Here is a 23,927-nt window from a genome sequence, read left to right as displayed (position 1 = left end):
CGAGCTTGCTGTTGCTGGCACTGACCAGCCTGATAGTATGGGTGAGCAATCATTCTTTGATGAGCCAGTTTCAGCAATCCCGGGACGAATTTTATAGTAATCAGAGCCAAGAAGTCAGTTTTAATATACAGCGGTCTGCTGATGTCATGAGGCAAATGGCCGGCATGATCGCATCTTCGGAAGATCTGGGGCATGCACTTCTGAATCATAACGAAGCCGGTGTCGAAGCAATCATAAAAGCCCTATGGCCGACTTTGCAGCTTGATGTTGGGATCGACGATATTGTCGTTTATAACCGAAATCTAACTCCCATTGTGGCGATGGGACGGAAGTTGGAGTTTTCGTCTCGAGTGGATAGCAAAGAGTGGATAGAGGGAGTTTTGAGTAACGAGAAGCCCAGTGACAGACTACTGTGTGTTGAAGCCTGTCAGCAGTATGTAGCCGTTCCTATCCTTGCACAAGGTGTGGACGCAGGTGTCGTTATGATTTCCAGATCATTGGCAGATATTACCCGCTATTTACAAAAGAGTTCGGGTAGCGAGGTGGCTTTACTTGTCAATTCAGGTAAATCTTCGGTGGAAGGACGTTATCTTCCACGATGGGGCGCATATTTGGCCGCATTGACTCATGAGTCTACGGTTTTCCCTTTTATTAAGAAGCTATCTCAGCAATTCGATTTTTCAGCGACTCAAGGGAAATCCTTGAGTTATAACGATGGCGGTAGAAAATACGAGGTTGCTTCTATTGCCTTGGGCACGGGAAGCGATGACCGGTCTCCTAGTTATTTTTTGTTGATTTCAGACGTAACGAATCAGCTCAAGGAGATAGCGAAGACGACACAAGCCATTCTTACGATCTCTCTCATAGGTTGGGCGGCGGCGGAAATCTTGCTTTATCTCATTCTGCGTTATCGTATGGGCCGTCTGAGAGAAATCAGCCGAAAACTACCTCTGCTAGCCGAGCGCGAATATAACGTGATGCGGCGCAGTATAAAGGCAAGAAAATCCTTGTTTGTCGATGAAATTGATGCGCTGGAAACGACAGCGGTGGAACTTGAAGTCAAGCTTGAAAGTTTGGAAAGTGAGGTTGGTAAACGTGGGGTGCAGCTCGAAGCCAGGGTTAAAGAACTCGCAAGAGAAAGGGATTTTATCAGAGGTCTGATGAATACCGCACAGGTCCTGGTACTGACGCACCGGCGCGACGGACGTATTACGCTGACGAACCATCTTTGCCAGGCTATTACTGGCCTAAGCGATGAAGCTTTGCAGCAGCGCACTTTTCAACAACTGTTCTCGACCGACTTTTTTAATGCCGATGAGTTTTTGAGTATTGGTGGGCAGCAGGAAAGCCATTTTATGGCGGTGGATGGCATTGTTAGAACGATTGTCTGGTATCATACGCCACTCAGAATTGATGAAAACTGCCAAGAGTTGATTTCTGTCGGCGTCGATATCACTGAGCGCAAGCTGGCGGAAAGCCGCCTTGCCTGGCTAGCCAACAGAGACCCACTGACAGAACTTTATAACCGTCGTTTTTTCGAAGAAGCCCTCCAACGAGCCGTCGTCACTGGCGCTTTTGGCGCTGTACTTTACCTGGATCTAGATCGTTTCAAGGACGTCAATGAGCTGAGTGGGCATCAAACCGGCGATCAACTACTGCGAGCGGTTGCCTCTACGCTATCTGGGCTGAGTCATGGATCTATCGTGGCTCGCCTTGGTGGGGACGAATTTGCGGTTCTAATGGAGCACACGTCCACCGACACCGCTGTCGATCTAGCGAGAAAGATAGTTGACCACCTGGATCAGCAAAGTGTCCATATTCATGGGCGGACACATAGAGCCAGCGCGAGTATCGGTATTGCGGCCTATCCCGATCACGGTGATCGTCCTGACGAGCTGATGGCTAATGCAGACTATGCCATGTACAAAGCCAAAGCGGATATGGCGAAACGTTGGCATCTACTACAACCTGATCAGCAGGATCGTGAAGAGCTGAAGCAGCGGGTTTTCTGGGCCGAGAGAATACGAAGCGCGCTATTGTATGATCAGTTCGAGCTAATGCTACAACCCATCTTTAGGTTGATAGATTTCAACATCCAACATTATGAGGCGCTGCTAAGATTGAGAGGCGACGATGGCGAGTATCTCTCTCCGGGCGCCTTCATTCCCATTGCTGAGCGAAACGGCCAAATCGCAGCAATCGACCGTTGGGTGGTAGCGAAAGGGATTGAGCTCATCTCGAAATTTACTGACGGTTCGATAAGTCTTGCTATCAATCTTTCTGGGCAGTCTTTGCAAGACAAGGAGTTAGTGCCTTTCATGGAGTCTGAATTTGGCAAGCGAGGGGTCGAGCCTCGTCGCCTGATTGTAGAAGTCACGGAAACGGCTGCCGTAACTGACTTTACCTCCGCGAGAGGGGTTCTCGAGGATATTCGGCGCCTGGGGTGTCAGGTGGCATTGGATGATTTTGGAGTCGGGTTCAGCAGTTTTTACTATCTTGGCCAACTACCCTCTGATTATATTAAAATTGACGGCTCGTTCATCACGACGCTTCCAGATAGTGCAGAAAATCAGCTTATCGTCAGGGCGATTGCCGACATTGCCAAGGGATTGGGTAAGAAAACGGTGGCAGAATTTGTCGACAAGCCCTCCATACTACCATATTTAAGAAAATACAATATTGACTATGTGCAGGGATTCTATTTGGGAAGGCCTCAGCCGGCCACAGAAGTTGGGATTGGATGAAAGTTCAGCGGCGTATGAGCGATGTCGAAATAGCGAGACGCCAAACGCTGAATTTTTGAGGAACTTCAAATTTCTGTTGGCGACAAATGATCACGACAGAGCGAGGGTTTTTACTCTTAGGCATCGTGTTTTCTGCGAAGAGTTAGGTTTTTTTTCGCTCGACCTGACGGATCGCCTGGAACAGGATGCGTTTGACGCTAACTCTCTTCACTGTCTGGTAGAACACCGTAACACGGGACTGGCGATAGGCTGCTTGCGCGTCGTCATGGGGAATGATTTTACTGGCAGGATTTCGACACTACCTGTCGAAAAACATTGTCGTGATCTTGGCGTGGCGATCAATCTTGATCTCAATGAAATTAACAGGGAAAGCCTATGCGAGATTTCACGCGTTGCTATTCCTCGTTTTTTTCGATCTGGCGGTAAGGATGAATCGCTTGCGACCGAGCTGGAGCGCTGGGTCTTTGGTCAGCATGATCGTCAAGATTTCTTCATGACAGGCGTCGCTCTCAACCTGTGCGCAACGGCATTGAGTGGGATTTCGGAACGTTATCACGTGTTGGCAATGATTGAGCCGCGTTTCCAACGCTTGTTGGCGCGTGTCGGCCTGCGCTTCGAACAAGTAAGCCCGACGGTAGAGCTTCTAGGACTGAGAGCGGCTTTCTACATCAATCAGCAGCGAGCTGAGGTAGAACTTAGCAATACCGTTCGCCCGCTCTATGAGGCACTACGGGATGATTTGAAAGCGCAGTATGCTCGCGAGGGAGGAAACACCCAGCTTGGCGATTTTCGTTGATTGACCGGCGACGGCGCTCCAGCTCGCCGTCGCCGCCTTGCATCAACCGATCGCTGCGGCGATCTTCTCGCCCAGGCTCTGGGTCGTTCCCTTGCCTTTCAGGTCCGGGGTGAGCGCTGACTTGTCGTCGCTCGCCAGCACTTTCTCGATCGCGCTGACCATCGCGTCACCGGCTTCCTTGAAGCCGAGATGCTCGAGCATCATTGCGCCGCACCAGATCTGGCCGATGGGATTGGCGATGCCCTTGCCGGCGATGTCCGGCGCGCTGCCGTGGACCGGCTCGAACAGGCTCGGGAACTCGCCTTCCGGGTTGATGTTTGCCGAGGGCGCGACACCGATGGTGCCGGTACAGGCGGGGCCGAGGTCGGAGAGAATATCGCCGAAGAGGTTGCTGGCGACGACGACGTCGAACCAGTCCGGATGCAGCACGAAATTGGCGGTCAGGATATCGATGTGGAACTGGTCGACGCTGACGTCCGGATAACCCTTGGCCATCGCCTTCACCCGTTCGTCCCAGTACGGCATGGTGATCGAGATCCCGTTGGACTTGGTCGCGGAGGTCAGCTTCCGGCGCGGACGGCTCTGGGCCAGCTCGAAGGCGTACTTCAGCACCCGGTCGACGCCGGTTCGCGTCATCACGGTCTCCTGCATCACCGTTTCCCGTTCGGTACCCTCGAAGATCTTGCCGCCGATGCTCGAGTATTCCCCTTCGGTGTTTTCGCGGACCACGTAGAAGTCGATATCACCGGGCTCTCGATCGGCCAGCGGGCTCTTGATGCCGGGCATCAGACGACAGGGCCGCAGGTTGATGTATTGATCGAAGTGGCGCCGGAACTGCAGCAGCGAACCCCACAGCGAGATGTGGTCCGGCACCTTGTCCGGCCAGCCCACCGCGCCGTAGAAGATGGCGTCGAAGCCAGACAGGATCTCGAACCAGTCATCCGGCAGCATCTTGCCGTGTTCGAGGTAGTAGTCGCAGCTGCCGAACTCGAAATGCTCGAACTCCAACTCGATATCGAAGCGCCTGGCGGCCGCCTCCAGCGCGCGCAGACCTTCCGGAACCACCTCGATACCGATGCCGTCGCCGGCGATCACGGCAATCTTGTGGGCCTTTTTCTGGGCTTTCTGTTGAACCATGGTCGAGTTACCTCATGAAGTCGATGAGCTGTCGGAAGACCGCATCCGGCGCTTCCTCGGGAAGATAGTGTCCGCATGGCAGGGCGCCGCCCTCGACGCTGGCACTGGAGACTGTCCGCCACTCGGCGAGCGCATCGAAGCACCGCTCGATGGTTCCATGCTCGCCCCACAGCACGTTGAGCGGAACGCGAAGATGGTGGCCGGCATCTCGATCGGCGCGGTCGTGTTCCAGATCGATGGTGCGGGAGGCGCGATAGTCTTCACACAGTCCGTGGGCTGCACCGGGAAGCGCCAGGCAGCGCTGGTACTCGGCGATCGCTCGCGGATCGAACGGGCCGAGTCCGGCGTGGCGGCCGCCCATGATTCGGGTGACGTAGTCGCCGGGCGAGGCTTCGATCCAGGATTCCGGCAGCGGCGCGGGCTGAATCAGAAAGAACCAGTGCCAGTAGGCAGTGGCGAAAGCCAGATCGGTGGCCTCGTACATTGCCAACGTCGGTGCGATATCCAGCACCATCAGCTTGATCACCCGGTCGGCGTGATCCAGCGCCAGCCGATGCGCGACCCGACCGCCGCGATCGTGGCCGCAGAGAAAGAATCGCTCGAACCCCAACGCCTGCATGACCGCGACCTGATCCAGCGCCATCCGACGCTTGCTGTAGTTGGAATGATGTTCTTCACCCGCTGGCTTGCCAGAATCACCATAGCCGCGCAGATCGGTCGCGATCACGGTGTAGTGTTCGGCGAGCCTGAGGGCGAGAAGATGCCAGATGATGTGCGTCTGCGGGTGACCGTGAAGCAGCAACAGCGGCGGGCCTTCGCCGCCGATCACGCCATGAATGGCGACGTTATCTTCCACCTCGATATCGAATTCGCGAAATCCCTCGAACATCGGCTTGGCCTCGACTTGGGTTTCTTTCTGCGCTGACTGCAGTGTAGCCACTGAACGGCTCGGGATAATCGGGCTAGAATCGAAGCGACTGTTTCGTTCAAGTGGAGAATCTTATGTCGGCGGTCGATGATCTGGCCTTCTTTCAGCGGGTCGCCCAGGCAGGCAGTTTGACCGGTGCGTCCCGGGAGCTGGGCCTTTCCCTGTCCGCCGTCAGCAAGCGCTTGCAGCAGCTCGAGGCGCGTCTGGGCGTGTCGCTGGCCGCGAGGACGACGCGGCGATTGGCGCTGACGGCGGAGGGGGAGCGCTACCTCAAACGCGGCGCGATGATCCTCGATGATCTGGGCGACCTGGAAAACTCGCTGAGAGATCAGAGTGCTGCGTTGTCTGGTCGGCTGAGAATCAATGCGACGTTCGGTTTCGGTCGGCGTCATGTCGCGCCACTGATCTCACGTTTTGCCGCGCTTCATCCCCAGATGGAGCTGCTGCTGGAACTCACCAGTTTTCCGGTGGGGCTCGACGAGCAGGGATTCGATATCAACATCCGTGTCGGTGAGCCGCCGGCGTCGCGCTGGATCGCCAGACGCCTGCTCGCCAACCGCCGCATGCTCTGCGCGGCGCCCGGCTATCTGGCGCAGTCACCGAAGCTCGAACGGCTGGAGGATCTGGCACGGCATCGCTGCCTGATCGTGCGCGAAAACGACAGCGACTATTCGTTGTGGCGGTTCGAGGCCACCGACGAGACGCGCACACCGCGCGCCATTCGCGTTCAGGGCCGGCTTGCCAGCAATGACGCCGAAGCCATGACGCGGATGGCGCTGGATGGCCATGGCGTGTTGCTGCGTTCGTGGTGGGACGTTCACGAGCATCTGGCGAGCGGTGAGCTGGTGTCCGTGCTGCCTCAGTGGCAGGGGATCCGAGCGGATTTTCATCTGCTCTACAGCGAACGAGCACGCGAGAGCGCGCGGATTCGACAGTTCGTCGACTTCATGACCGCGGAGATGGCCGGGCGGGTGCCACCGTTGTCGTGATGCCGTGGCTCGATGGGGCAGAGACTCAAGTCAGCGAGTGGGGGAAACAAAAGCCGGGCAAAAAAATGCCCACCAGGGGATGGTGGGCGAGTAAGGGATCATTCAAGGGAACACTAACTCAGAGTGCGAGCCGTTCCGATTAGTTCCGAGAGAGATCAAAAAAATCGGCATGAAATTGTAACGTTATTTTGCCAGCGGCCATCGTGCCGCGAGCACGAATCGCGACACCTGGATTACCCTCACATTCTAGAACGAGAATGCGCCTTCGACGGCCGGCCATGCAGGCTTGCCACCCTGGGTCTCGACGCCGTCGAGCATGGCTTCGACGCGATCCGGATGATCTTCGATCCAGGTCTTGGCGACCTCTTCCATCGATTTCTCCTCCTGGCCGTACTGCTTGATCATCCAGCTTTGCTCTTCGGCAGAAAACGAGAACTGGTTGAAAAAGGTGACCAGGTTGGGGTGGGCGTCGGCAAAATCGCTTGCCATCAACGTGCGCACGTCGCTGGCGCCGTTGCCCTCGCCGAACAGGTTCTTCGAATCGCCGAGATACCGCATCGGCAGCTCGAGGTTCATCCAGTGTGGCGTCCAGCCGACCCAGACGATGGGCTCCTCGTTGGCGATGTGGCTCTTGGCGGCACTCAGCATGCCCACCGTGCTGGTGTCGACCAGCGTCCAGTCGCCCAGGCCCCAGGTGTCCCCATCGATCGCCTTGTTGAGGATCTCGCTGGCAGCGGAGCCGGCGCCGAAGCCGTAGATCTCGCCGTTGAACTCGTCACGATGCGCATCGAGATCGGCGAACGACGTGACGCCGCTATCGTAGACATAATCGGGCACGGCCAGCGTCATCTGCGCCCCGGTCACGTTGGTGGCCAGGCGGGTGATGCTGCCGTCGGCTTCCAGCGGTTCCAGCATCGAATTCTGCGCCGGCAGCCAGGCGCCCAGGAAGACGTCCACGTCGCCGGTGTCGAGGCCCTGATAGATCACCTGCAGGCCGATCTCCTGGGCCTTGCCCTGATATCCCAGTGGTGCCAGCAGCTGGCGGGCAATCTCGGTCTTCACGGTGATGCCGGGCCAGGCCGGCACGCCGTAGGTGACGGTGTCGGCGGCCTGCGCCGCGCTCGCGCTGGTCAACGTCAGGCCGGCGCCCATCAGCAAGCCAGTGGTCAGCGTCAGGGCGGAAATCGTTGTCGCTCGTTTCATTTATTGTCTCCTGTCGTTCCCTCAATTGGCGTATCTCCTCCGCATAGGCGCGCGGTCTCGGCGCGCACGCGTACCAGGGATACACGCAGAAAAGCCGCCCGGTTAGTGGATCGAATCCGTAACCTCGGGCGGCTTGCATCAACGCAACGCTGTCCGGTTCATCTCGACAGCACCCGTAGATGTGATTGCAGCATGTCCAGGTCGAGATAGGTGCCCTGGAGATGACGCTTGCCGGTGTTGGGGTCGAAGGCGTTGCGACCATGCAGCACGCGGCGGTTGTCGAAGGCGACCATCTGGCCAGGAGCGAGCGTCAGTTCCACGCGTCCTTCCGGGCGACGCAGGATCTGCCACAGCGCGCGATAGGCGTCATACCACGCTTCGATCCGATCCGATGGCAGGCTCAGCGTATCGCGGATCCAGTTGTTGAAGCGGATCTCGCAGGGGCGGCCTTCGGCATCCAGATCGATGACCGGTTCGCGCACCGCGATATCGTGGCCTTCGTCCTGGAAGCGGAAGTCGATCGGTGTTTCCGACAGCACCCGGAACGCTTCGGGGTTTTCCACCCGCAGGGTTTCGGCGGCAGCGAAGCCGTCGGCGAAGCTGGATTCGCCACCTTCGGCATCGTTCTCGAGGCAGTAAAGTAGTTGGATATCCGGCGGCTGGCGCCAGTTGGGCAGGTCGGTGTGCAGCTCGAGACCGATCGCCGTGTAAGCGGCGTTGTTTGGATTGGGAACCGAGCGCACGTCGAACCGGCCGCCGAAGTTGGTCGAGCGCATCGGCCCGATGCTCTCCGCGATACGCGACACTTCTTCCAGCTCGCACGGCCCCTGATCGAGCATCACCAGCCCGTCGCGCAGCAGGGCGCTGGCCCAGCGGCTGCGACCATCGCCGCCACCGACGAAATCGGCATGGCTGACGTGGCTTGGCGTGAAGCCCTGGTGCCAGGGGGTCGGTGTCGGCAGCAAGGTCGCGAGCTCCTGCCCTGGACAGCGCTGATGTAGCCAGCCGGCGTCGAAGCGTGACACGTGGTCGTCCTGCCAGATCAGCGTCAGCGAATCGACATCGAACTCGAACGACGCCAGCACTTCGTCAGAGGCGAAGCGCTCCCACAAGGGATCATCGAGCAGCTTGTAGAGGCGTTCACGCGTCATCGGATGACGGCACTGATCACAGGCGCAGTGATCGCGCAGCCACATCAGCGGAAACTGGCCGGTTCGGCCATCCGACCAGGTCAGCGTCAGACGTCGAGCCTGCTGGACGGCGCTTGCCAGCGCAGCCTCCGTGGCGCCGTTGCCCTGGCGATAGCGGCGCAGTTCGGCCATGTCGATGGGAGTCTGGCCCTGACGAGCAGTCAGAGCGTCGTTGAAGGCATTTCTGGATGAAAAAAGAGCGGATGACAACAGGGCACTTCCTCGATGGCTGAAATTGCCATCTGTGTTAGTAACGTGTGTTAGTAACGTGTGTTATTGCGTGTCACTAGGATGCGGATTGCGTCGTGACATGACAAACGATTAATCTGACCGCTAAGGCCAAGTTTGGCTAATGACCAGCTTTGTCTCTTGGGCCAACGAATCATTTTTGGGAGCGTCATGTCGGAACTACCGCCGGTGCTATGGCTGCAGGCGTTCGAAGCCGCGGCGCGAACGCTGAGCTTTACCGAGGCCGGGCGCGAACTCGGCGTCACCCAGTCGGCGATCAGCCAGCGGATCCGGCTCCTCGAGGATCGCGTCGGCCAGCCGCTGTTCGTCCGCTATCCGCGCAGTCTGGCGCTGACGCCGGCCGGGCAAGCCTGGCTGCCCAGCGTACAGGGCGCATTCAGCCGGCTGGCCGAGGGCACATCGGAAGTCTTCGGCCCTAGCCCCGGCGCGCCGGTGACGTTACGCGCCACGCCGGCGATGCAGCAGACCTGGCTGGCGCCGAGGTTGATTCATTTTCAGCGGATGCACCCCGAGATCACGCTCCGTCTGGTCAGCGCCATCTGGGCAGACGATTTTGGCGCCGAAGGGGCCGATCTGGAGATCCGCTATGGGCATGGCGACTGGAGCGACGTGACAGCGGAATGTCTGGGGGAAGAGCGGTTGCTGCCGGTCTGCTCCGCCGCGCTGGCGGCGGAGCTCAACTCGCCGGAGGATCTTGCCGGCAAGACGCTGCTGCATGCCGCCGGGTTCGCCGCCGGCTGGCCGCGCTGGCTGGTCGAGGCAGGATTCGCCGGTCTCGAGCACCGCTGTCAGGCGATGATCTGCGATACGCACGTGACGACGCTGGCGCTGGCGTCCTATGGCGGTGGGGTTGCGCTGTCGCATCGCCGCCTGCTCGAGGCCAGCCGGGACCTGGTCGCGCCGTTCGATCTCGACATGGCAACGGATGAAGCGTTCTGGCTGGTCCGCCCCAGCCGTCGCCAGCTCAGGCCTGCCGCTGCGGCGCTGTGGGAATGGCTCTCCCAGACCAGTGAATCTCCGCCCTGAATCTTGGCGGGCGCTACACTCTAGTGGTAACGAATCCTACCGGAGGTGGACCATGGCAACGTTCTTCACGCCCGCCAGGCGTCGCATCACGCTGGCAACGACCTTGCTCGCCCTCGCGCTGGCGGGCACGACGCTGGTCGGTTCTCCCGCCGTCGCCGACGGTGTCTCGGTGGTCGATCCCAAAACCGGCCACCGCGTGAGACTCCCGGACAACGATCGCGACGGTCGAGCCGACTATGTGCCCAACCGGTTGGATGTCCATGTCAGCCCTGGGCTCACCTATCCGCGTGAGACCCGCGAGCAGCGGCCCAGCGGCGGTGGCTCGATCTGCCATGGCAACGATGGCGGGTCGACCGTCTCCACCGCACGGCGTGCCTGCGATCCCGGCGCACCCGCCGGCGATGGCGGCGCTGACGACGCTCCGGCCCGATCTTCTTCGCCTGCGCCAACCCGTCCCAATACGTCCTCGTCGACGCGACTCGACTGAGCTCGTCGAGTCCGTCAGCGGGCGAAGTACTCCTCGAGGGCGGCGACGACCCGGTCGATATCGGCCATCGAGACATCGCGGTGGGTTACGAAGCGTGGGGCATAGAGCGCACCGACCAGGATGTCGCGTTCCTTTAACCAGGCATGCAGATGCGCAGGGTCGAGTTGCGGGCGGGTAAATGCGACGAACACCATGTTGGTGGCCTGCGCTGTTACCGTGATGCCGTCGATATCGGCGAGACCTGCCGCCAGACGCTCGGCCTTGGCGTGGTCTTCGGTCAGTGGCGCCAGATGATGCTCCAGCGCATATTCGCACGCCGCCGCGAGCATACCGACCTGACGCATGCCGCCGCCGACCACCTTGCGCCAGCGTCGCGCCGTCTCGATGAAATCGGCAGCGCCGACCAGCACCGAACCGGCCGGCGCTCCCAACCCTTTCGAGCAGCAGATCGAGATCGTATCGAAGGGCTGGCACAGCGCCTTCAGGCTGGCCCCGGTAGCGGCCGCGGCGTTGCCGATTCGCGCGCCGTCCAGATGGGTCGCCAGGCCGTAACGCCGCGCCAGTGTCGTGGCCTCTTCGACATAATTCGCCTCCAGCACCTGGCCGTGGAAGGTGTTCTCCAGTGTCAGCAGGCGCGTGCGGGCAAAGTGAGGATCGATCGGTTTGACCGCGGCCTCGATCTTCTTGAGAGGCAGCGTGCCGTCCGCTTCGTTCTCGATCGGCTGCGGCTGAATGCCGCCCAGCACTGCCGCCCCACCGCCCTCCATCCGATAGGTGTGTGCCAGCTGGCCGACGATGTACTCATCGCCGCGCTGGCAGTGGCTCAACAGCGCCACCAGATTGCTCTGGGTGCCGGAAGGAAAGAACAGCGCCGCCGCCTTGCCGGTACGCTCGGCGATATAGGCTTCCAGATGTGCAACGCTGGGATCGTCGCCCCAGACGTCATCGCCCAGCGGTGCCTCGAACATCACCTGACGCATCGCCTCGCTCGGGCGGGTGACGGTATCGCTGCGAAGATCGATCATGGGGATAGCCTTGTAAAAGTTGTCGGAGTCGATGGGTGACTTTACTCCATTGCGTGACGCCGCGAGTGCGCACAGGACTCAGGTTGGGCATAACCGTCGCTAGCGCGGCGCGATCGATGTGATACGCGAGCGGCCGCATGGTTCTCGCTGTCTGGGTATTTCCATCCGGCAAGCTTGGCGACAAATGTGGGCGTGTGGTGAACCTGCCGCTTTATAAGATAGGCAGGATGAGAGGGGAAAATCTGATGTAGATTCCATCTAAACTCTGCCTATCGTAACCGCGATGTTAGGTGGAAGCCTGAGCGTCTACTTTCAAATTACTCCGTTGCCTTCACTTTTTTCGGTTTCCATAATTGATAGGTACCCACTCATAGCCCTCTCCGACCTTGCGAATATGACCGATGCCAGGGAAAGGCATATGCGGCGCAGCCACCAGGTCCCGATGCTTGGCAAAGTCGGCGAAGGCCGCTGTGCGGACTTTCCTCGCCTTCTTCTGATCGACGTCATAGGCGATCGTCACGGACGGATCGGGGAGTTGAACAGCCACTACATGAACGATGTCGCCGGTGAAGGTAAGGGTCTGACCCTCGCTTTCCAATGTGAAGAATGCACTTCCCGGCGTATGCCCCGGATGAAGGAAGGCGGTCAGGCTTGGCAGCACTTCGGTAGTTTTATCGAAGGTGTCGATCTTCCCGGCTTTGACATAGGGTTCGAGGATCGTTTCAGCCTGGTCAAAGTAATGCTGGTCATAGTCGGTCTGTTCTGCATTTTGAGGATCCAGGAAAAAGTCGACATCCGGTTTACCCACATGGACCGTCGCGTTGGGAAAAACGCGCTGGCCATCACGGGTTAGTCCGCCCATATGATCGGAATGGACGTGGGTGAGTAAGACATCCGTGATCTGTTCGGGTTTTGCGCCGGCCGCCTGCAAGCTCTCGATCAGCTGACCACCGAGGTTTGAACCGAAGAGTTGACCTACGCCGGTATCAACGAGGACAAGCTTGTCCCCTAGCTCTAGCAAAAATGCATTGATGGAGACCTCGACGGGATTGGTCAGGTACGCCTGCGCCAAGCGTTCGTCGATCTCCTTGTTGGTGATACCGTGCAGAATCTCGTGAAGGTTCTGCGGTACGCTGCCGTCGGAGAGAGCCGTTACCCGGACGCTTCCAATAGTGAAGGCATAAGTATCGGCGCCTTCATTCTGTTGGGCGATCCCCGGGGAGTGATTCAGAGTGGCGGTAGTGGCTGCAGAGACGGGTCCTGCGGCTGAAAGGCCCAGCAGTAGAGTGGAAAGTATGAGTGAACGTATCATCATGGGTCTGTCTTCCTGTTTCAGGTAGGTGTCAGAGACAGATCATAGGGGCCGGCGGGTCTGGCGAGAAAACGATGCCGGTTATACCTTGCATAACCCTCACGAATACTCATGGCCACGCTCGAAGTGAGCGAGGCTCCACAAAAGACGTGCTTTCATGCCCGACCGTTTGAATGATATCGATATTGGTCTTTTGATGGCCTTCGAAGCCCTGATCCAGGAGCGCAACGTCAGCCGCGCCGCAGACCGTCTAGGAATCAGTCAGCCGGCCCTTTCAGGGCGATTGACCCGTCTGCGGGCATTGTTCGGCGATCAGCTTTTCGTACCGGTGGCGGGTCGGGGCGTCATGCCAACGCCACGTGCCCAGGCATTGGGCGAGACATTGCCCAGGCTCCTGGGACACCTGCGCGAGTTCATCGGACATGCTCCCCATTTTGATCCGTCACAAAGCGACCGGACATTCGTGCTGGCAGCTTACGATAACCCTGCCGTCATGCTTGGCCCCGACCTTGTTACGGCCTTGAAGCGAGTGGCGCCCCATGCCCGGATTACGTTCGTGTTGCCGGATCCCGAAACGATCACCCCGGCGCTTGATCGCGGGGACGTGGATATGGTCATCGGATTGCCCCGGACGGCAGACGAGGGCCTGATTGGCCGGACGCTGTTTTCCGATCAGTTCGTCACGGCACAGCGCCGGGGCCATCCACGGGGAAGTCAGCCGGTCACGCTGGACGAGTTTTGCGCCGCTGAGCATGTAGTGGTGTCGAGCGAGGGCGGGGGCTACGCGGGGCCGGTGGATCGTGCATTGGAGGCGCTGGGTCGGAAACGGCAGGTTAGTCTATCGGTCCAGAGTTATGCCCTAGCGCCGATTATCATGGCGGACAGCGATCATCTGTGTACGTTGCCCGGCCGCTTTCTCCGGCGGTTTGAATCCATGTTGGACCTATTCACGCCACCGATGGAGATGGGTTCATTTGAGCTTTATGCGCTTTGGCATCCACGCATGCGGGACGATCCGGCTCATCGGTGGTTTCGCGACCTGGTCGTTGAAGTCAGCGAGGGCATGAGCGATCGTTCCGCGACAAGATGCTAACCATACACTTAGGGGCATTTCTTGCCGGGTGGCGACGCCATCGATGCCGTACAAACATGCCTTGTACTCGTATGTGGCAAGCAGCTGTGAAAAGGCCCCAATGGTGGGGCCAGGCACGATCAGTACGCGGATTATCCTCGATGCTCGTCAAGCCACCGCTGGATATGCGCTGCGACTTCCGCCGGCGCTTCCAGCGGCAACAAGTGGCCGATACCTGCCAGTTCCTGTATTTCCGGGGTCGGTAGAAAGGGCGCGAGTCGGTCGGCGAGCACGGCTGGAGGATCCACTCGGTCGCACTCACCGGTCAACAGCAGCGTCGGCACATCGATCCGTCGTGTCGTCTCGCTGATGTCTTCGAGCATGGCCACGGCCGGCCAGGCGGCCTTGGCCGCCGGATCGCCGGCCAAACTATCGGCAATGGCGCGTTCGCGCATCACCCCGGCGACGGGCGTCGCGGTGAGGACATGATCGAGCGTCTCTTCGACACTCGCGCGGCTGTCATAGGCCGATTGCATGGCAAGACGCTGAGGCTCCGGAACATCCATTGGCAGGGCCGGGGACGATGCCACCAGCACCAGCTCTTTCAGCCAGGCCGGCCGTTGGCCCGCGAGATACTGGGCAATCTTGCCACCCATGGAATGGCCGACCAGGACGACATCGCGAAGCTGACGCGCGTCGATCATCCCGCTAACCGAATCGGCCAGATCCGCAATCCGATACCCGCGCCGCGACAGGCTGGATTGCCCCCAGCCCGGCAGGTCAGGCATCAGGCAACGGTGCCGCCCCCCGAGTGCCTTCGCCACTTCCGTCCAAGTGCGGCCAGAACCGCCCCAGTAATGCAGAAACACGAGCGTGCGCTGCCCAGCGCCATGCTCCACGACATGAAGAACGGCATTGTCTGTTTCGATCATCATCTCTTTCTACTCCCAACACGTACGAGGAGTCGCTATCCTGAATAAGATCGTCAGGCGATGGAATGTGGCAAAAATGAAATACTGTCGATCATGAAATGAGGGAATCGGGTTCATGGATCGTTTCCGACAAATCGAAGTCTTCATCGCGGCGGTCGAACATGGCAGCATCGCCGCCGCCGGAAGAGCGTTGGATCTTTCGCCTGCCATGGCTGGCAAATATCTGAGTGCGCTCGAATCGACGCTGGCAACGCGGCTCTTGCAGCGCAGCACCCGGGCGTTGTCGCTAACCGATGCCGGCCAGCAATATCTGGCGACATCAAACCGGATCATGGAGGCGCTGGCCGAGGCGGACGCCGAAGCACGCGAGGGCCGCAGCCAGCTTGCCGGGGAGATTCGAGTCGGCGTACCGCGCGCCTTCGGCACCCTAAAGCTGGCGCCGATGCTGACCGCATTCTGCCGCGCTCATCCACAGATCACACTGAACCTGCAAACGGATGAGCGTTACGCCGATCTGATCGATGGCCGGCTGGACCTTGCCGTGCGCATCGGAACACTCTCCGATTCGGCGTTGTATACCCGGCCACTCGGCAGTGTTCGCATGGGCCTTGGCTGCGCGCCCGGCTTGCTCGGCGCTCATGAACGTCAAAATGTCTTGCTAATCCGCCAGCTACCGCGACTGGTATTTACGGCCGCCCGATCGCCCGGCGACTGGATGGTGAGCGATAGTGACAATCGCGCGTACGCCGTCGACGGCCCAACCGCTATGCGCTCGGACGACATCACCCTGCTGGTTCGTGCGGCGGCCGAAGGCCTAGGTATCGTGTATGCGCCCATGTTCGCGCTCGACGAGCCGCTGGACGACGGCCGCCTGGTGCGGGTATTGGACGATCACCAAACGACACGACTCGACCTGCAGATCGTCTACACCGATCGCCACCATCAGCCCGTGCGAGTTCGCGCCCTGATCGATCATCTGGCATCCGGTTTCCAAGACTAGTCAGCCAGGACTTCTTCCGTACTGACGGGCTGACCGACATTTCCGGCGCTCCGTGCGTCAGCATGGCTTTTGAAGACGCTGGCGCGGCTGTTGTCATCTCGTCCAGCCTTTATCCTCAAGGCCAATTTGCCTGGTCAGTAGGGCTGACGCATGATGCGAATCATTTTCGAAAACGTCTGAACGACAGGAGAAGCGCATGACACAGTACGCCGTGGTGGCTTACGACTACACGGATGAAGAGGCGCTCGACCGCCGGCTGGCCAATCGCGATGCGCATCTGGCCGGCGTGCGTGAGCTTGCCGCGCAGGGGAAGTTTCTCAGTGGCGGCGCGATCCTGAATGATGAGGGCAAGATGATCGGCTCCAACGCGCATTTTCGTTTCGACGACCGCGCCGATCTTGACGCCTGGCTCGAAACCGAGCCCTACATGACCGGGCGGGTCTGGGAACATGTCGACATTCGCGAAGTGAAACTGTTCGATCCGAGCGCCTGAGAGAATCATGACCGATAGCCCCACGCTTGGATGTCAGGTTCGCCATCTTCTCGAGACGGCGCCTCGCGAAACGCTACCGCTGACCTATCAGCAACTCGCCGAGGCGTTGGGGTTGCAGCCGCCGCGCACCATTCAGCGCGTCGCCCAGGCACTGGAAATCCTGATGCGCGAGGATGCCCAACGGAACCGTCCCTTCATCGCCGCACTGGTCGTCAGCCGCCGCGGGAAAGGCATGCCGGCGCAAGGTTTCTTCGATCTGGCGGTGGCACTGAGGCGATTCCCCGCTGACCCGGCGCAGCAGATTGAGGCCTGGCGGCAGGAGTTCGAGCGCGTTCTGGCGGCGACGAGGTAGGCCTTCGCGGCCAATTTCCAGCCTAAGCCGAGGCGCGGCTCATGTGCCCTTGGCGCCGATCGCCGACAGTTCCATCAGCAGCGGCCCGCCGGCCAGGGCTTGGTGCAGGCGAGTGGCGAGGAGTTCCAGAATGGCGTCGTTCTCGCCCACCAGCCGGGTCGTCACGACATTCAGGCCGGGGGCGCGTGACATCGCCTGGGCGCAGATCTCGGCAATATCGCCACCTTCGCCGGCGTGTCGGCCCGGGGAAAGAAACAGCATGGACAAAATCACGTCGCCTTCGGCCAGCTCCGGTGAGGCCAGCAGCGTCTCCAGCAGTGGCTCGTTGAAGCGGTAGGCCTCGCCCTCGCGGCGCTCCATGGAGGCAAAGGTCACACACTCGGCCTCGTCGGCCAGCAGCGCGCTCAATTGCCCGGCGAGATAGTTGCGCACCGCCGTGACCTCTGGGATCGGGCTGCCGTGGTCGACCAGCACGACCTTGGGCTGCGACAGGTTGGCCATGCGCTCGCGCACGTTGTCGGCGAGAAGTCGCGCCAGGCGCAGATCCGGCGCCAGCAGCGTATCGACCAGCGGCGGGGCGACCTTCACCGACAGCTGCGGGTAGCTGGCCTGCACCTCGGCCAGACGCTCCGGCAGGTAGCGGGTCAGCGCCTGGCTGGGCCCGAAGAAGAAGGGCAGGATCAGCAGCTCCGTCACGCCCTCGGCCGCATATCGTTCGGCCAGCGGCCCCACGGATACAGCCTTCTGCCCGCCGAGCTGCTCGGGCGGAATCTTGAACGAGTGGAGTAGCGATGCAGCCTCGACCGCCTCGCCCGTGGCCTGGCTCAAGGCCTCGGCAAGACGACGCAGGTTGAGCGTTGACTTGGGGCGCAGGGAGCCGTTGTCGACGAGCAGAATCTTTCGCATGGAACCTCAAAGCTGGCGCAGATGGGTGGCCAATCAAGCCTTTCGCGGCAAAACGAGCCGACACGAAACCAGCATAACCGGGTTTTCCCGATAGGGAAAAATAGCAAAGCGGTGGGCCGATGGCGCTCTGGTTTTCCCTATCGGGAAAGTGGGTAGCCTTTTGAATGGCCGGATTAGGTGATGTGAATATAATGCCACTGAGCACGTGCGGCTGCGGCATCAATGTGAAACCGCAATGCCGTTTCCGTGACTGGCCTTGTTAGGGCTTATCAGACGGCATAGCATAACTTTATCGCTACTCGCGGAGGCGTCATGACTACCGAAACGCTGGATCACCTACGCTCCCAGATTTTGACTCTCTCCGAGTCAGAACGCGCGGCGCTGGCTCGCGAACTCATCATGAGCCTGGATGGGCCCCGTGACGACTCCGTTGAGCAGGCCTGGAACGAGGAAATCGTTCGCCGTGCATCCAAGGCCAAAAGCGGCAAGGGCACAATGTTCAGTCGCGAAGAATTCCGAACCAAGATGCGGGCGAGACTGGGCCAGTAAGTGCGAACGGTAAGAATACTCGAAGAAGCCTCTCAGGAAGCGATCGAGGCTGCAGCTTGGTACGAATACGAGCAACCTGGACTCGGAACAGAGTTTTTCGTTGCTATTGAAGCTGCCATTGACGTCATTGAAGAAAATTTCATTCCTTTATCTCCCCTCTCGGAAGAAGCTGGCGAAATCGGTGCAAAGAGACTGATTTTGGAGCGCTTCCCGTTTGACGTTGTCGCGATCGAGTTGCCGGAAGAAACCGTCGTTATCGCCTTTGCTCACCACTCCCGAAAGCCTGGCTACTGGCTAGGACGCAGTAGGTCCTAACAGGTATTAGCGTGGCCTAGGCATTGGATAACTTGATGCGCGGGTGCGCCCGGCGAAGATCGGCCCTTCATCGCCGCATTGGTCGTCAGCCAACGAAAGAAAGGCTGCAGGCCCAAGGCTTCTTCGATCTCGCCTTGGAGTTGGGGCGGTTTCCTGCCGACCTGGCGCGACATGCCAAGGCTTGGCGGGAAGAGTTTAGGCGGCCATCGGGCGTTATGTAATAGGAATTATTGCGTGGCTTTACGATAAGGTAGTGAATTAATTTAAATTCACGTAAATCATGAGTAGATGTTGGGTTCTTTGTTTTTCTAGCTCGAGTGTTAAGTGGCGATTTTTCAAGCGCCTGTTTTGTAAAATTTAGCAGGCTGGTTGGTTTTAATGGCGGCTTGAATACTAAACGTGATGTGCACATAGTTTTCGAGAAGAAATCGATTGAACTCCCATTGATGACTTAGACGATCCTTTTTTCTCGGACGCGCTGTCGGGTCCGTATACATGTACAGATGAAGGCGGCTCCCGGACCGCTGCTGAGCGAATTGCTCAACTTCCGAATGGGTCATGAGCCAGACTTTTTCGCTTGATAAATCAACGAACGCTACTAACTCAGCAGGGGAATCCTTACGCAACCACCAGTCAAGCGCTGATTTACCAGAGCCACCACCTGGTTTTGCCTTATGATTAGTTTTTACCTGTATCGTTCGGGCCTCCCCATCCTTAGGGGAATACGCGACGAGATCCACGCCGGTATCAGTGGTCATGGGAGCAGACTCAATCCCGCACAGAAGTAGACGGTACTGAACTAAAAACTCTCCGCATTTGCCTATCTGAGATTTTGATAACTCCATGACATCCTCGAGTGTCTGGCGTTGCCAGGAAGTCCAATGCCGTTTTATGGAATGAGCCAAAGTTGTGACACCGTCGCCGAATCCACTTTGTTAGGTCTTTGAATTACCCCCAAACCGCCCCAATACATCTTGCCTAAAGTACCGCTTCAGCAGGTCGTAAAGCTCGGGGTAGACATCGACTAACTGATCTGGGGCGGTGAAGAAGAGTTCGCAGCAGACGGCGAAGCATTCGCCGGGGTGGGTGGCGGCGTAGTCGTCGATGGGCGTTTCTTCACCACGTTCGAGATGGGCTTGCAGGTCGTCCCACACCGCGGTGAAAACGCGATGCCACTCCTGGGCGGTGACATCACTGTTGGCGGCGAGCGGGGGGAAGCCGTCGATATCCTGCGAGTTGCCCAGGTCGAGCTTGTGGGCGAATTCGTGAATGATGACGTTATAGCCGGTGTAGTCGCCGCTTTCGGCGACATCGGGGATCGCCAGTACCACTGGGCCGCGCCAGGAGGTTTCCCCGGCGCGCTCGTCGACGTATTCGTGCATCACGCCGAAGTCGTCCATCTCCTCGACGTGGCGATGGAAGGCGTCCGGCAGCAGGAGGATCTCGGTGACATTGTCGAAGGCGGCGCTGGCGTCGCGGTCCGACCAGCCGAGGGTGAGCAGTTGAGCCTGCGCGGCGATGGCGAGCAGGGCGGATGAGTCGAACTCGACGCCGTCACCCGCGCCCCAGCGTTTGCGCTGCAGCAGCTGCCAGGCGCGTGGGCCGAGCCATTCGGCATCACTGTCGTCGAGATCGGCCAGCAGTGGCAGGCCGTGGCGGATCGTCCGCCACGCCTCTGGGTCGAATGGCTGGCGCGACCGCTTCCTGGCGTCGCGCCGGCTATCCTTCCAATCCTGGCGCCGGGCTTTCCACCAGCCCTGCCACCCGCTCTTTTCCCCGTCTTTCCAGGCACTCATGTCACGCTCAGCTCTCTTCCTGACGGCCTCCGGATTTCCACGACCAGTCGCGCAGGCGCAGGTCGAACAGGTCCAGACGGCGATCCTTGAGGTTGGTCACCGCGCCCTCGGAGCGCACCAGCTTGAGCTTGGTCAGGTCGAGATCCGAGAACATCACCATTTCGGTATTGGGCGTGGTTTCCGACAGCACCGCATCGTGGGGGAAGGCGAAGTCCGACGGCGAGAACACCGAGGACTGGGCGTACTGGATGTCCAGGTTCTCGATCGACGGCACGTTGCCGACGCTGCCGCAGACCACCACGTAGCACTCGTTCTCGATCGCGCGGGCCTGGGCGCAGTGGCGCACGCGCAGGTAGCTGTTCTTGGTGTCGGTCCAGAACGGTACGATCAGGATATCCATGTCCTGCTCGGCCAGCAGCCGCGGCAGCTCGGGGAATTCGACGTCGTAGCAGATCAGCATGCCGACGCGACCGGCATCGGTTTCGAACACCTGCAGCTCGTCGCCGCCTTCGACCACCCAGTCACGACGCTCCTGCGGGGTGATGTGCAGCTTTGCCTGACGGTCGATCTCGCCATCGCGGTGGCAAAGATAGGCGACGTTGTAGAGCTTGCCGTCCTCGCCCAGTTCGACCATCGAACCGGCCACGATGTTGATGTTGTAGGAGATCGCCATGCGCGAGATTTCGGTCTTGAAGCGCTCGGTGAACCCGGCCAGGAAATGGATCGCGGCGACCTGATCGGTCTGGTCGGTCAGCCCCATCAGAGGCGTGTTGAACAGTTCCGGGAAGACCGCGAAATCGCTCTGGTAGTCGGAGATCGCATCGACATAGAACTCGACCTGCTGAAGCACCGCTTCGACCGAGTCGAATTCGCGCATCTGCCACTGCACGGCGCCCACGCGAACCTGGGTGCGGCGGGTCTCGATGATCCGGCTTGCCGGTTCGTAGAGGATGTTGTTCCACTCGAGCAGCGTGGCGTAGCCCATCGATTTCTCGTCTTCGGGCAGATACTTGGTCAGCAGGCGCTTGACCAGGAAGTCGTTGGCCAGCTGGAACGAGAGGATCGGGTCGTAGAACTCCTTGCGCGCGACCCGATCGATGTACTCGGCGGGGGACATCTCGTCGGCGTGCTGGTGGTAGTTCGGGATCCGGCCCCCGGCGAGAATCGCGCGCAGGTTCATCGAGCGGCACAGATCCTTGCGCGCTTCGTAGAGGCGCCGGCCGAGACGATAGCCTCGATAGGCCGGGTCGATCAGTACGTCCAGCCCGTAGAGCGCGTCGCCATTGGCATCGTTGAGGATGATCTCGCGATGGCCGATCAGCTCGTCGTACTTGTGCGGGTTGGAGAAGTGGTCGTAGTCGACCAGCACCGTGAGCGCGACGCCAACGATCTTGCCGTCGTCCTCGATGATGATCTGACCATCGGAAAATTCGCCGATCAGCTTGTCGATCGTCAGCTTCGACCATGCGCCGCCGATATCGTCGTAGACGGCGTCCATCAGTCGCTTGAGCTGCGGGTAGTCCTCGGGGGTGAGGTTGCGCAGATTGAGGTGCAGTTCTTCCAGAGACATTGAGCGCCTGACTCCATCCGAGAATAAGGGGCGTGGAAAACGTGGATCTAGGCGCAAAGTCTAACACGCCGACGCCTCCTCACCCCCGCGGTATCGGGATTCGAATCGTCCAACCCCGGTCAATCGGCCCTTCAGAATGCGGGCGTCCTGCCGACAATAACCTCAGCAAACCTAATTTTCCTTTGCGACGTTGAGCGGTTCGGCGCTCCCGTCGGAGATGCGGCATGAGACGATTACTACCGGTCTGTGCGGGGCTGGCCATGGCGGCGCTGAGCGGCATCGCCGAGGCGCGCCCCCTGACCGATGATGGGCGGTTGACGTTCAGCGGGTTCGGCACGTTGGGGCTGATCCACAACAACCTCGACGAGGCGGATTTTACCCGCGACATCAGTCAGCCCAAGGGCGCCGGCGAGGGCTGGAGCGCGCGCACCGACTCGCTGTTGGGCGCGCAGGTCGGCTATCGCTTCACCGATCGGCTCGACACCGTGGTGCAGGGCATCAGCCGCTACCACGACAGCGGCGATTTCAGTCCGGAAGTGAGCTGGGCGTTCCTGCGCTATCGACCAGATCCGGGTGTGCAGCTGCGCGTCGGCCGCCTCGGCTGGGATGTCTATCAGCTCTCCGACTCACGCTATGTCGGCTACGCCTACCCCTGGGTACGACCGCCGGTGGATCATTTCGGCACCCTGCAGCTGACCTATATCGATGGGGCCGATGTCACTTTCAAGCAACCGGTCGGCAGCGATCTGCTGCTGCTGAAGCTTTACACGGGGCGTTCCGACAGCGATGTCTTCATCGGGAAAGGCATCGAGGCCCATTTCGACGTCGACAAGGTCTACGGCGGGCATCTCGATTACGAGACCGGGCCGTGGCGATTCCGCGTGGGTTACACTGAGGTCGAATCCGACATTACCTTTTCGGGGGATGTTCCAGAGCAGCTCGACGCTCAGTTCGATCAGATCCGCGCGTTCAATCCCTTTTTCAGCCTGACCGCCGACGACGTGCTGGGCGATGCCTTCGGTTTCGACCGGGTCCGGCTTTACTCGCTGGGCGCAGTCTACGATCAGGGGCCCCTGCAGCTGCAGGCGATGTGGAATCGCAGCAAGACCAGCGCGGAAGGTGCCGTCGATTCGGGATTCGTCTCGGCGGGCTATCGTATCGATCGTGTCACGCCCTATCTGGTCTATTCGGAGGTCGAGACGACGTCCGATGGCGAGGGCGGCAGCGAGGGCGACTTCAAGCAACGGACCTATTCGGTGGGTGCGCGCTATGATGTCACGGCCAACATGGCCTTGAAGGCACAGCTGGACCGCGTTCATATTCAGCGCCCCGGATTTCTGTGGCGAGACATCGATAGTGACTGGAACGGGGGCTGGGGATCGATCTTCAGCCTCGGTCTGGACTTCATTTTCTAGGATAGCGTCCATGAACCGAGTCCGAAGGCTTCTACTTGCCTCAACCCTGACCGTCACCACGCTGATCACCTCGTCGGCCAGTGCCGACATCGCGATCGTGGTCAATGCCGGCAGCGGCATCGACCAACTGACCCGGAGCGATGCGGTCAATATCTTCATGGGCCGCTACCGCAAGCTGCCCACGGGTAACGTCGCGCTGCCGGTGGATTCGTCTTCGCTCAAGGCGCGCTTCTACCGTGCGCTGGTCAACAAGGATCTGGCGGAGATCAACTCCTACTGGGCCAGGCTGGTGTTTTCCGGCGAGGCGTCGCCGCCACAGCAGATCGCCTCGAGCGATGACGTGCATCAACTCGTGATCCAGAACATGAACGCCTTGAGCTATGTCGATGGCGCCAACGTACCCGACGACATGCATGTCGTACTGATGTTGGGCGAGTAATC

The 23,927-nt window shown here is 59.6% G+C and carries 24 protein-coding genes; 13 read left to right on the top strand and 11 right to left on the bottom strand.

The window, feature by feature from the left end; translation table 11 throughout:
* Positions 1 to 11 precede the first annotated feature (11 nt).
* On the top strand, positions 12 to 2,744 hold the full coding sequence (locus tag BTW07_RS01345; RefSeq protein ID WP_158025846.1) for a bifunctional diguanylate cyclase/phosphodiesterase: 2,733 nt from the start codon (positions 12 to 14) through the stop codon (positions 2,742 to 2,744).
* Positions 2,737 to 3,540, top strand: a complete 804-nt coding sequence (locus BTW07_RS01340; protein WP_075568336.1) for a PEP-CTERM/exosortase system-associated acyltransferase — start codon at positions 2,737 to 2,739, stop codon at positions 3,538 to 3,540. The genes BTW07_RS01345 and BTW07_RS01340 overlap by 8 nt, the downstream gene beginning before the upstream one ends.
* 42 nt (positions 3,541 to 3,582) lie before the next feature.
* Here the strand turns inward: BTW07_RS01340 and BTW07_RS01335 are convergent, their stop codons facing one another.
* Complete coding sequence (locus BTW07_RS01335) at positions 3,583 to 4,677, bottom strand: tartrate dehydrogenase (RefSeq protein ID WP_075568335.1); 1,095 nt, start codon at positions 4,675 to 4,677, stop codon at positions 3,583 to 3,585.
* Positions 4,678 to 4,684: 7 nt separating this feature from the next.
* Entirely contained in the window at positions 4,685 to 5,566 is an 882-nt protein-coding gene (locus tag BTW07_RS01330) for an alpha/beta fold hydrolase (RefSeq protein WP_075568426.1), read from the bottom strand.
* A gap of 113 nt (positions 5,567 to 5,679) precedes the next feature.
* Here BTW07_RS01330 and BTW07_RS01325 point away from each other — a divergent pair, with 113 nt between their 5' ends.
* A complete protein-coding gene (locus tag BTW07_RS01325) occupies positions 5,680 to 6,594 on the top strand; it encodes a LysR family transcriptional regulator (protein ID WP_075568334.1) in 915 nt (304 codons plus the stop codon).
* Positions 6,595 to 6,840: 246 nt separating this feature from the next.
* On the opposite strand, the gene BTW07_RS01320 is transcribed toward BTW07_RS01325, so the two are convergent.
* Positions 6,841 to 7,797 (bottom strand): ABC transporter substrate-binding protein, encoded by a 957-nt coding sequence (locus BTW07_RS01320; protein ID WP_083941379.1) that lies wholly within the window; start codon positions 7,795 to 7,797, stop codon positions 6,841 to 6,843.
* 158 nt (positions 7,798 to 7,955) lie between these two features.
* Positions 7,956 to 9,197 carry a TauD/TfdA family dioxygenase gene (locus tag BTW07_RS01315; RefSeq protein ID WP_244158285.1) on the bottom strand — a complete coding sequence of 414 codons (1,242 nt, stop codon included), beginning with the start codon at positions 9,195 to 9,197 and terminating at the stop codon, positions 7,956 to 7,958.
* 189 nt (positions 9,198 to 9,386) lie between these two features.
* Between BTW07_RS01315 and BTW07_RS01310 the strand changes: the two genes are divergently transcribed.
* Together BTW07_RS01310 and BTW07_RS01305 are read left to right on the top strand one after the other, a co-directional pair.
* Positions 9,387 to 10,262: a LysR substrate-binding domain-containing protein gene (locus BTW07_RS01310; RefSeq protein WP_075568333.1), complete on the top strand. Its 876-nt coding sequence runs from the start codon at positions 9,387 to 9,389 to the stop codon at positions 10,260 to 10,262.
* Between the two features lie 52 nt (positions 10,263 to 10,314).
* Entirely contained in the window at positions 10,315 to 10,749 is a 435-nt protein-coding gene (locus tag BTW07_RS01305) for a hypothetical protein (protein ID WP_075568332.1), read from the top strand.
* Between the two features lie 14 nt (positions 10,750 to 10,763).
* Here BTW07_RS01305 and ltaE read toward each other — a convergent pair whose 3' ends face one another.
* Positions 10,764 to 11,774 carry a low-specificity L-threonine aldolase gene (gene ltaE, locus BTW07_RS01300; RefSeq protein WP_075568331.1) on the bottom strand — a complete coding sequence of 337 codons (1,011 nt, stop codon included), beginning with the start codon at positions 11,772 to 11,774 and terminating at the stop codon, positions 10,764 to 10,766.
* Positions 11,775 to 12,105: 331 nt separating this feature from the next.
* Complete coding sequence (locus BTW07_RS01295; RefSeq protein ID WP_075568330.1) at positions 12,106 to 13,089, bottom strand: MBL fold metallo-hydrolase; 984 nt, start codon at positions 13,087 to 13,089, stop codon at positions 12,106 to 12,108.
* A gap of 154 nt (positions 13,090 to 13,243) precedes the next feature.
* Between BTW07_RS01295 and BTW07_RS01290 the strand changes: the two genes are divergently transcribed.
* Positions 13,244 to 14,179 (top strand): LysR family transcriptional regulator, encoded by a 936-nt coding sequence (locus BTW07_RS01290; protein WP_075568329.1) that lies wholly within the window; start codon positions 13,244 to 13,246, stop codon positions 14,177 to 14,179.
* A 131-nt stretch (positions 14,180 to 14,310) separates the two neighbouring features.
* Here the strand turns inward: BTW07_RS01290 and BTW07_RS01285 are convergent, their stop codons facing one another.
* Entirely contained in the window at positions 14,311 to 15,093 is a 783-nt protein-coding gene (locus tag BTW07_RS01285; RefSeq protein ID WP_075568328.1) for an alpha/beta fold hydrolase, read from the bottom strand.
* 112 nt (positions 15,094 to 15,205) lie between these two features.
* Between BTW07_RS01285 and BTW07_RS01280 the strand changes: the two genes are divergently transcribed.
* The 3 genes from BTW07_RS01280 (at position 15,206) to BTW07_RS01270 (ending at position 16,935) form a co-directional block, all read left to right on the top strand.
* Positions 15,206 to 16,090: a LysR family transcriptional regulator gene (locus tag BTW07_RS01280; RefSeq protein WP_075568327.1), complete on the top strand. Its 885-nt coding sequence runs from the start codon at positions 15,206 to 15,208 to the stop codon at positions 16,088 to 16,090.
* Positions 16,091 to 16,286: 196 nt separating this feature from the next.
* Positions 16,287 to 16,583 (top strand): YciI family protein, encoded by a 297-nt coding sequence (locus BTW07_RS01275; protein ID WP_075568326.1) that lies wholly within the window; start codon positions 16,287 to 16,289, stop codon positions 16,581 to 16,583.
* 7 nt (positions 16,584 to 16,590) lie between these two features.
* Positions 16,591 to 16,935, top strand: a complete 345-nt coding sequence (locus BTW07_RS01270) for a hypothetical protein (protein ID WP_075568325.1) — start codon at positions 16,591 to 16,593, stop codon at positions 16,933 to 16,935.
* A 39-nt stretch (positions 16,936 to 16,974) separates the two neighbouring features.
* Here BTW07_RS01270 and BTW07_RS01265 read toward each other — a convergent pair whose 3' ends face one another.
* Complete coding sequence (locus BTW07_RS01265) at positions 16,975 to 17,841, bottom strand: sirohydrochlorin chelatase (protein WP_075568324.1); 867 nt, start codon at positions 17,839 to 17,841, stop codon at positions 16,975 to 16,977.
* 312 nt (positions 17,842 to 18,153) lie between these two features.
* Between BTW07_RS01265 and BTW07_RS01260 the strand changes: the two genes are divergently transcribed.
* The gene (locus BTW07_RS01260) at positions 18,154 to 18,390 is read left to right on the top strand and encodes an addiction module protein (RefSeq protein ID WP_075568323.1); all 237 of its coding nucleotides are present in this window, start codon (positions 18,154 to 18,156) and stop codon (positions 18,388 to 18,390) included.
* Positions 18,391 to 18,705, top strand: a complete 315-nt coding sequence (locus BTW07_RS01255; protein ID WP_075568322.1) for a hypothetical protein — start codon at positions 18,391 to 18,393, stop codon at positions 18,703 to 18,705.
* Between the two features lie 335 nt (positions 18,706 to 19,040).
* On the opposite strand, the gene BTW07_RS01250 is transcribed toward BTW07_RS01255, so the two are convergent.
* The 3 genes from BTW07_RS01250 to BTW07_RS01240 all read right to left on the bottom strand — a co-directional run bounded on the left by BTW07_RS01250 (position 19,041) and on the right by BTW07_RS01240 (position 22,071).
* On the bottom strand, positions 19,041 to 19,463 hold the full coding sequence (locus BTW07_RS01250) for a hypothetical protein (RefSeq protein ID WP_144076777.1): 423 nt from the start codon (positions 19,461 to 19,463) through the stop codon (positions 19,041 to 19,043).
* 177 nt (positions 19,464 to 19,640) lie between these two features.
* Positions 19,641 to 20,501, bottom strand: a complete 861-nt coding sequence (locus BTW07_RS01245) for a M90 family metallopeptidase (protein WP_075568320.1) — start codon at positions 20,499 to 20,501, stop codon at positions 19,641 to 19,643.
* A gap of 7 nt (positions 20,502 to 20,508) precedes the next feature.
* Positions 20,509 to 22,071, bottom strand: a complete 1,563-nt coding sequence (locus tag BTW07_RS01240) for a bifunctional GNAT family N-acetyltransferase/carbon-nitrogen hydrolase family protein (protein ID WP_075568319.1) — start codon at positions 22,069 to 22,071, stop codon at positions 20,509 to 20,511.
* 224 nt (positions 22,072 to 22,295) lie between these two features.
* Here BTW07_RS01240 and BTW07_RS01235 point away from each other — a divergent pair, with 224 nt between their 5' ends.
* Positions 22,296 to 23,486 carry a porin gene (locus BTW07_RS01235; RefSeq protein WP_083941378.1) on the top strand — a complete coding sequence of 397 codons (1,191 nt, stop codon included), beginning with the start codon at positions 22,296 to 22,298 and terminating at the stop codon, positions 23,484 to 23,486.
* Between the two features lie 10 nt (positions 23,487 to 23,496).
* Positions 23,497 to 23,925, top strand: a complete 429-nt coding sequence (locus BTW07_RS01230) for a hypothetical protein (RefSeq protein ID WP_075568317.1) — start codon at positions 23,497 to 23,499, stop codon at positions 23,923 to 23,925.
* Positions 23,926 to 23,927 lie beyond the last annotated feature (2 nt).

Source organism: Salinicola socius (assembly GCF_001937195.1).
GTDB lineage: Bacteria > Pseudomonadota > Gammaproteobacteria > Pseudomonadales > Halomonadaceae > Salinicola > Salinicola socius.
This window is presented reverse-complemented; position numbering and strand designations above follow the sequence as displayed.

Bases quoted from the DNA above. Each gene is read 5' to 3' on its own strand.
- BTW07_RS01335 (WP_075568335.1), bottom strand. From the start codon at position 4,677: ATGGTTCAACAGAAAGCCCAGAAAAAGGCCCACAAGATTGCCGTGATC.
- BTW07_RS01330 (WP_075568426.1), bottom strand. From the start codon at position 5,566: ATGTTCGAGGGATTTCGCGAATTCGATATCGAGGTGGAAGATAACGTC.
- BTW07_RS01325 (WP_075568334.1), top strand. From the start codon at position 5,680: ATGTCGGCGGTCGATGATCTGGCCTTCTTTCAGCGGGTCGCCCAGGCA.
- BTW07_RS01320 (WP_083941379.1), bottom strand. From the start codon at position 7,797: ATGAAACGAGCGACAACGATTTCCGCCCTGACGCTGACCACTGGCTTG.
- BTW07_RS01310 (WP_075568333.1), top strand. From the start codon at position 9,387: ATGTCGGAACTACCGCCGGTGCTATGGCTGCAGGCGTTCGAAGCCGCG.
- BTW07_RS01305 (WP_075568332.1), top strand. From the start codon at position 10,315: ATGGCAACGTTCTTCACGCCCGCCAGGCGTCGCATCACGCTGGCAACG.
- ltaE (WP_075568331.1), bottom strand. From the start codon at position 11,774: ATGATCGATCTTCGCAGCGATACCGTCACCCGCCCGAGCGAGGCGATG.
- BTW07_RS01295 (WP_075568330.1), bottom strand. From the start codon at position 13,089: ATGATGATACGTTCACTCATACTTTCCACTCTACTGCTGGGCCTTTCA.
- BTW07_RS01290 (WP_075568329.1), top strand. From the start codon at position 13,244: ATGCCCGACCGTTTGAATGATATCGATATTGGTCTTTTGATGGCCTTC.
- BTW07_RS01285 (WP_075568328.1), bottom strand. From the start codon at position 15,093: ATGATGATCGAAACAGACAATGCCGTTCTTCATGTCGTGGAGCATGGC.
- BTW07_RS01280 (WP_075568327.1), top strand. From the start codon at position 15,206: ATGGATCGTTTCCGACAAATCGAAGTCTTCATCGCGGCGGTCGAACAT.
- BTW07_RS01275 (WP_075568326.1), top strand. From the start codon at position 16,287: ATGACACAGTACGCCGTGGTGGCTTACGACTACACGGATGAAGAGGCG.
- BTW07_RS01270 (WP_075568325.1), top strand. From the start codon at position 16,591: ATGACCGATAGCCCCACGCTTGGATGTCAGGTTCGCCATCTTCTCGAG.
- BTW07_RS01265 (WP_075568324.1), bottom strand. From the start codon at position 17,841: ATGCGAAAGATTCTGCTCGTCGACAACGGCTCCCTGCGCCCCAAGTCA.
- BTW07_RS01260 (WP_075568323.1), top strand. From the start codon at position 18,154: ATGACTACCGAAACGCTGGATCACCTACGCTCCCAGATTTTGACTCTC.
- BTW07_RS01250 (WP_144076777.1), bottom strand. From the start codon at position 19,463: ATGACCACTGATACCGGCGTGGATCTCGTCGCGTATTCCCCTAAGGAT.
- BTW07_RS01245 (WP_075568320.1), bottom strand. From the start codon at position 20,501: ATGAGTGCCTGGAAAGACGGGGAAAAGAGCGGGTGGCAGGGCTGGTGG.
- BTW07_RS01240 (WP_075568319.1), bottom strand. From the start codon at position 22,071: ATGTCTCTGGAAGAACTGCACCTCAATCTGCGCAACCTCACCCCCGAG.
- BTW07_RS01235 (WP_083941378.1), top strand. From the start codon at position 22,296: ATGAGACGATTACTACCGGTCTGTGCGGGGCTGGCCATGGCGGCGCTG.
- BTW07_RS01230 (WP_075568317.1), top strand. From the start codon at position 23,497: ATGAACCGAGTCCGAAGGCTTCTACTTGCCTCAACCCTGACCGTCACC.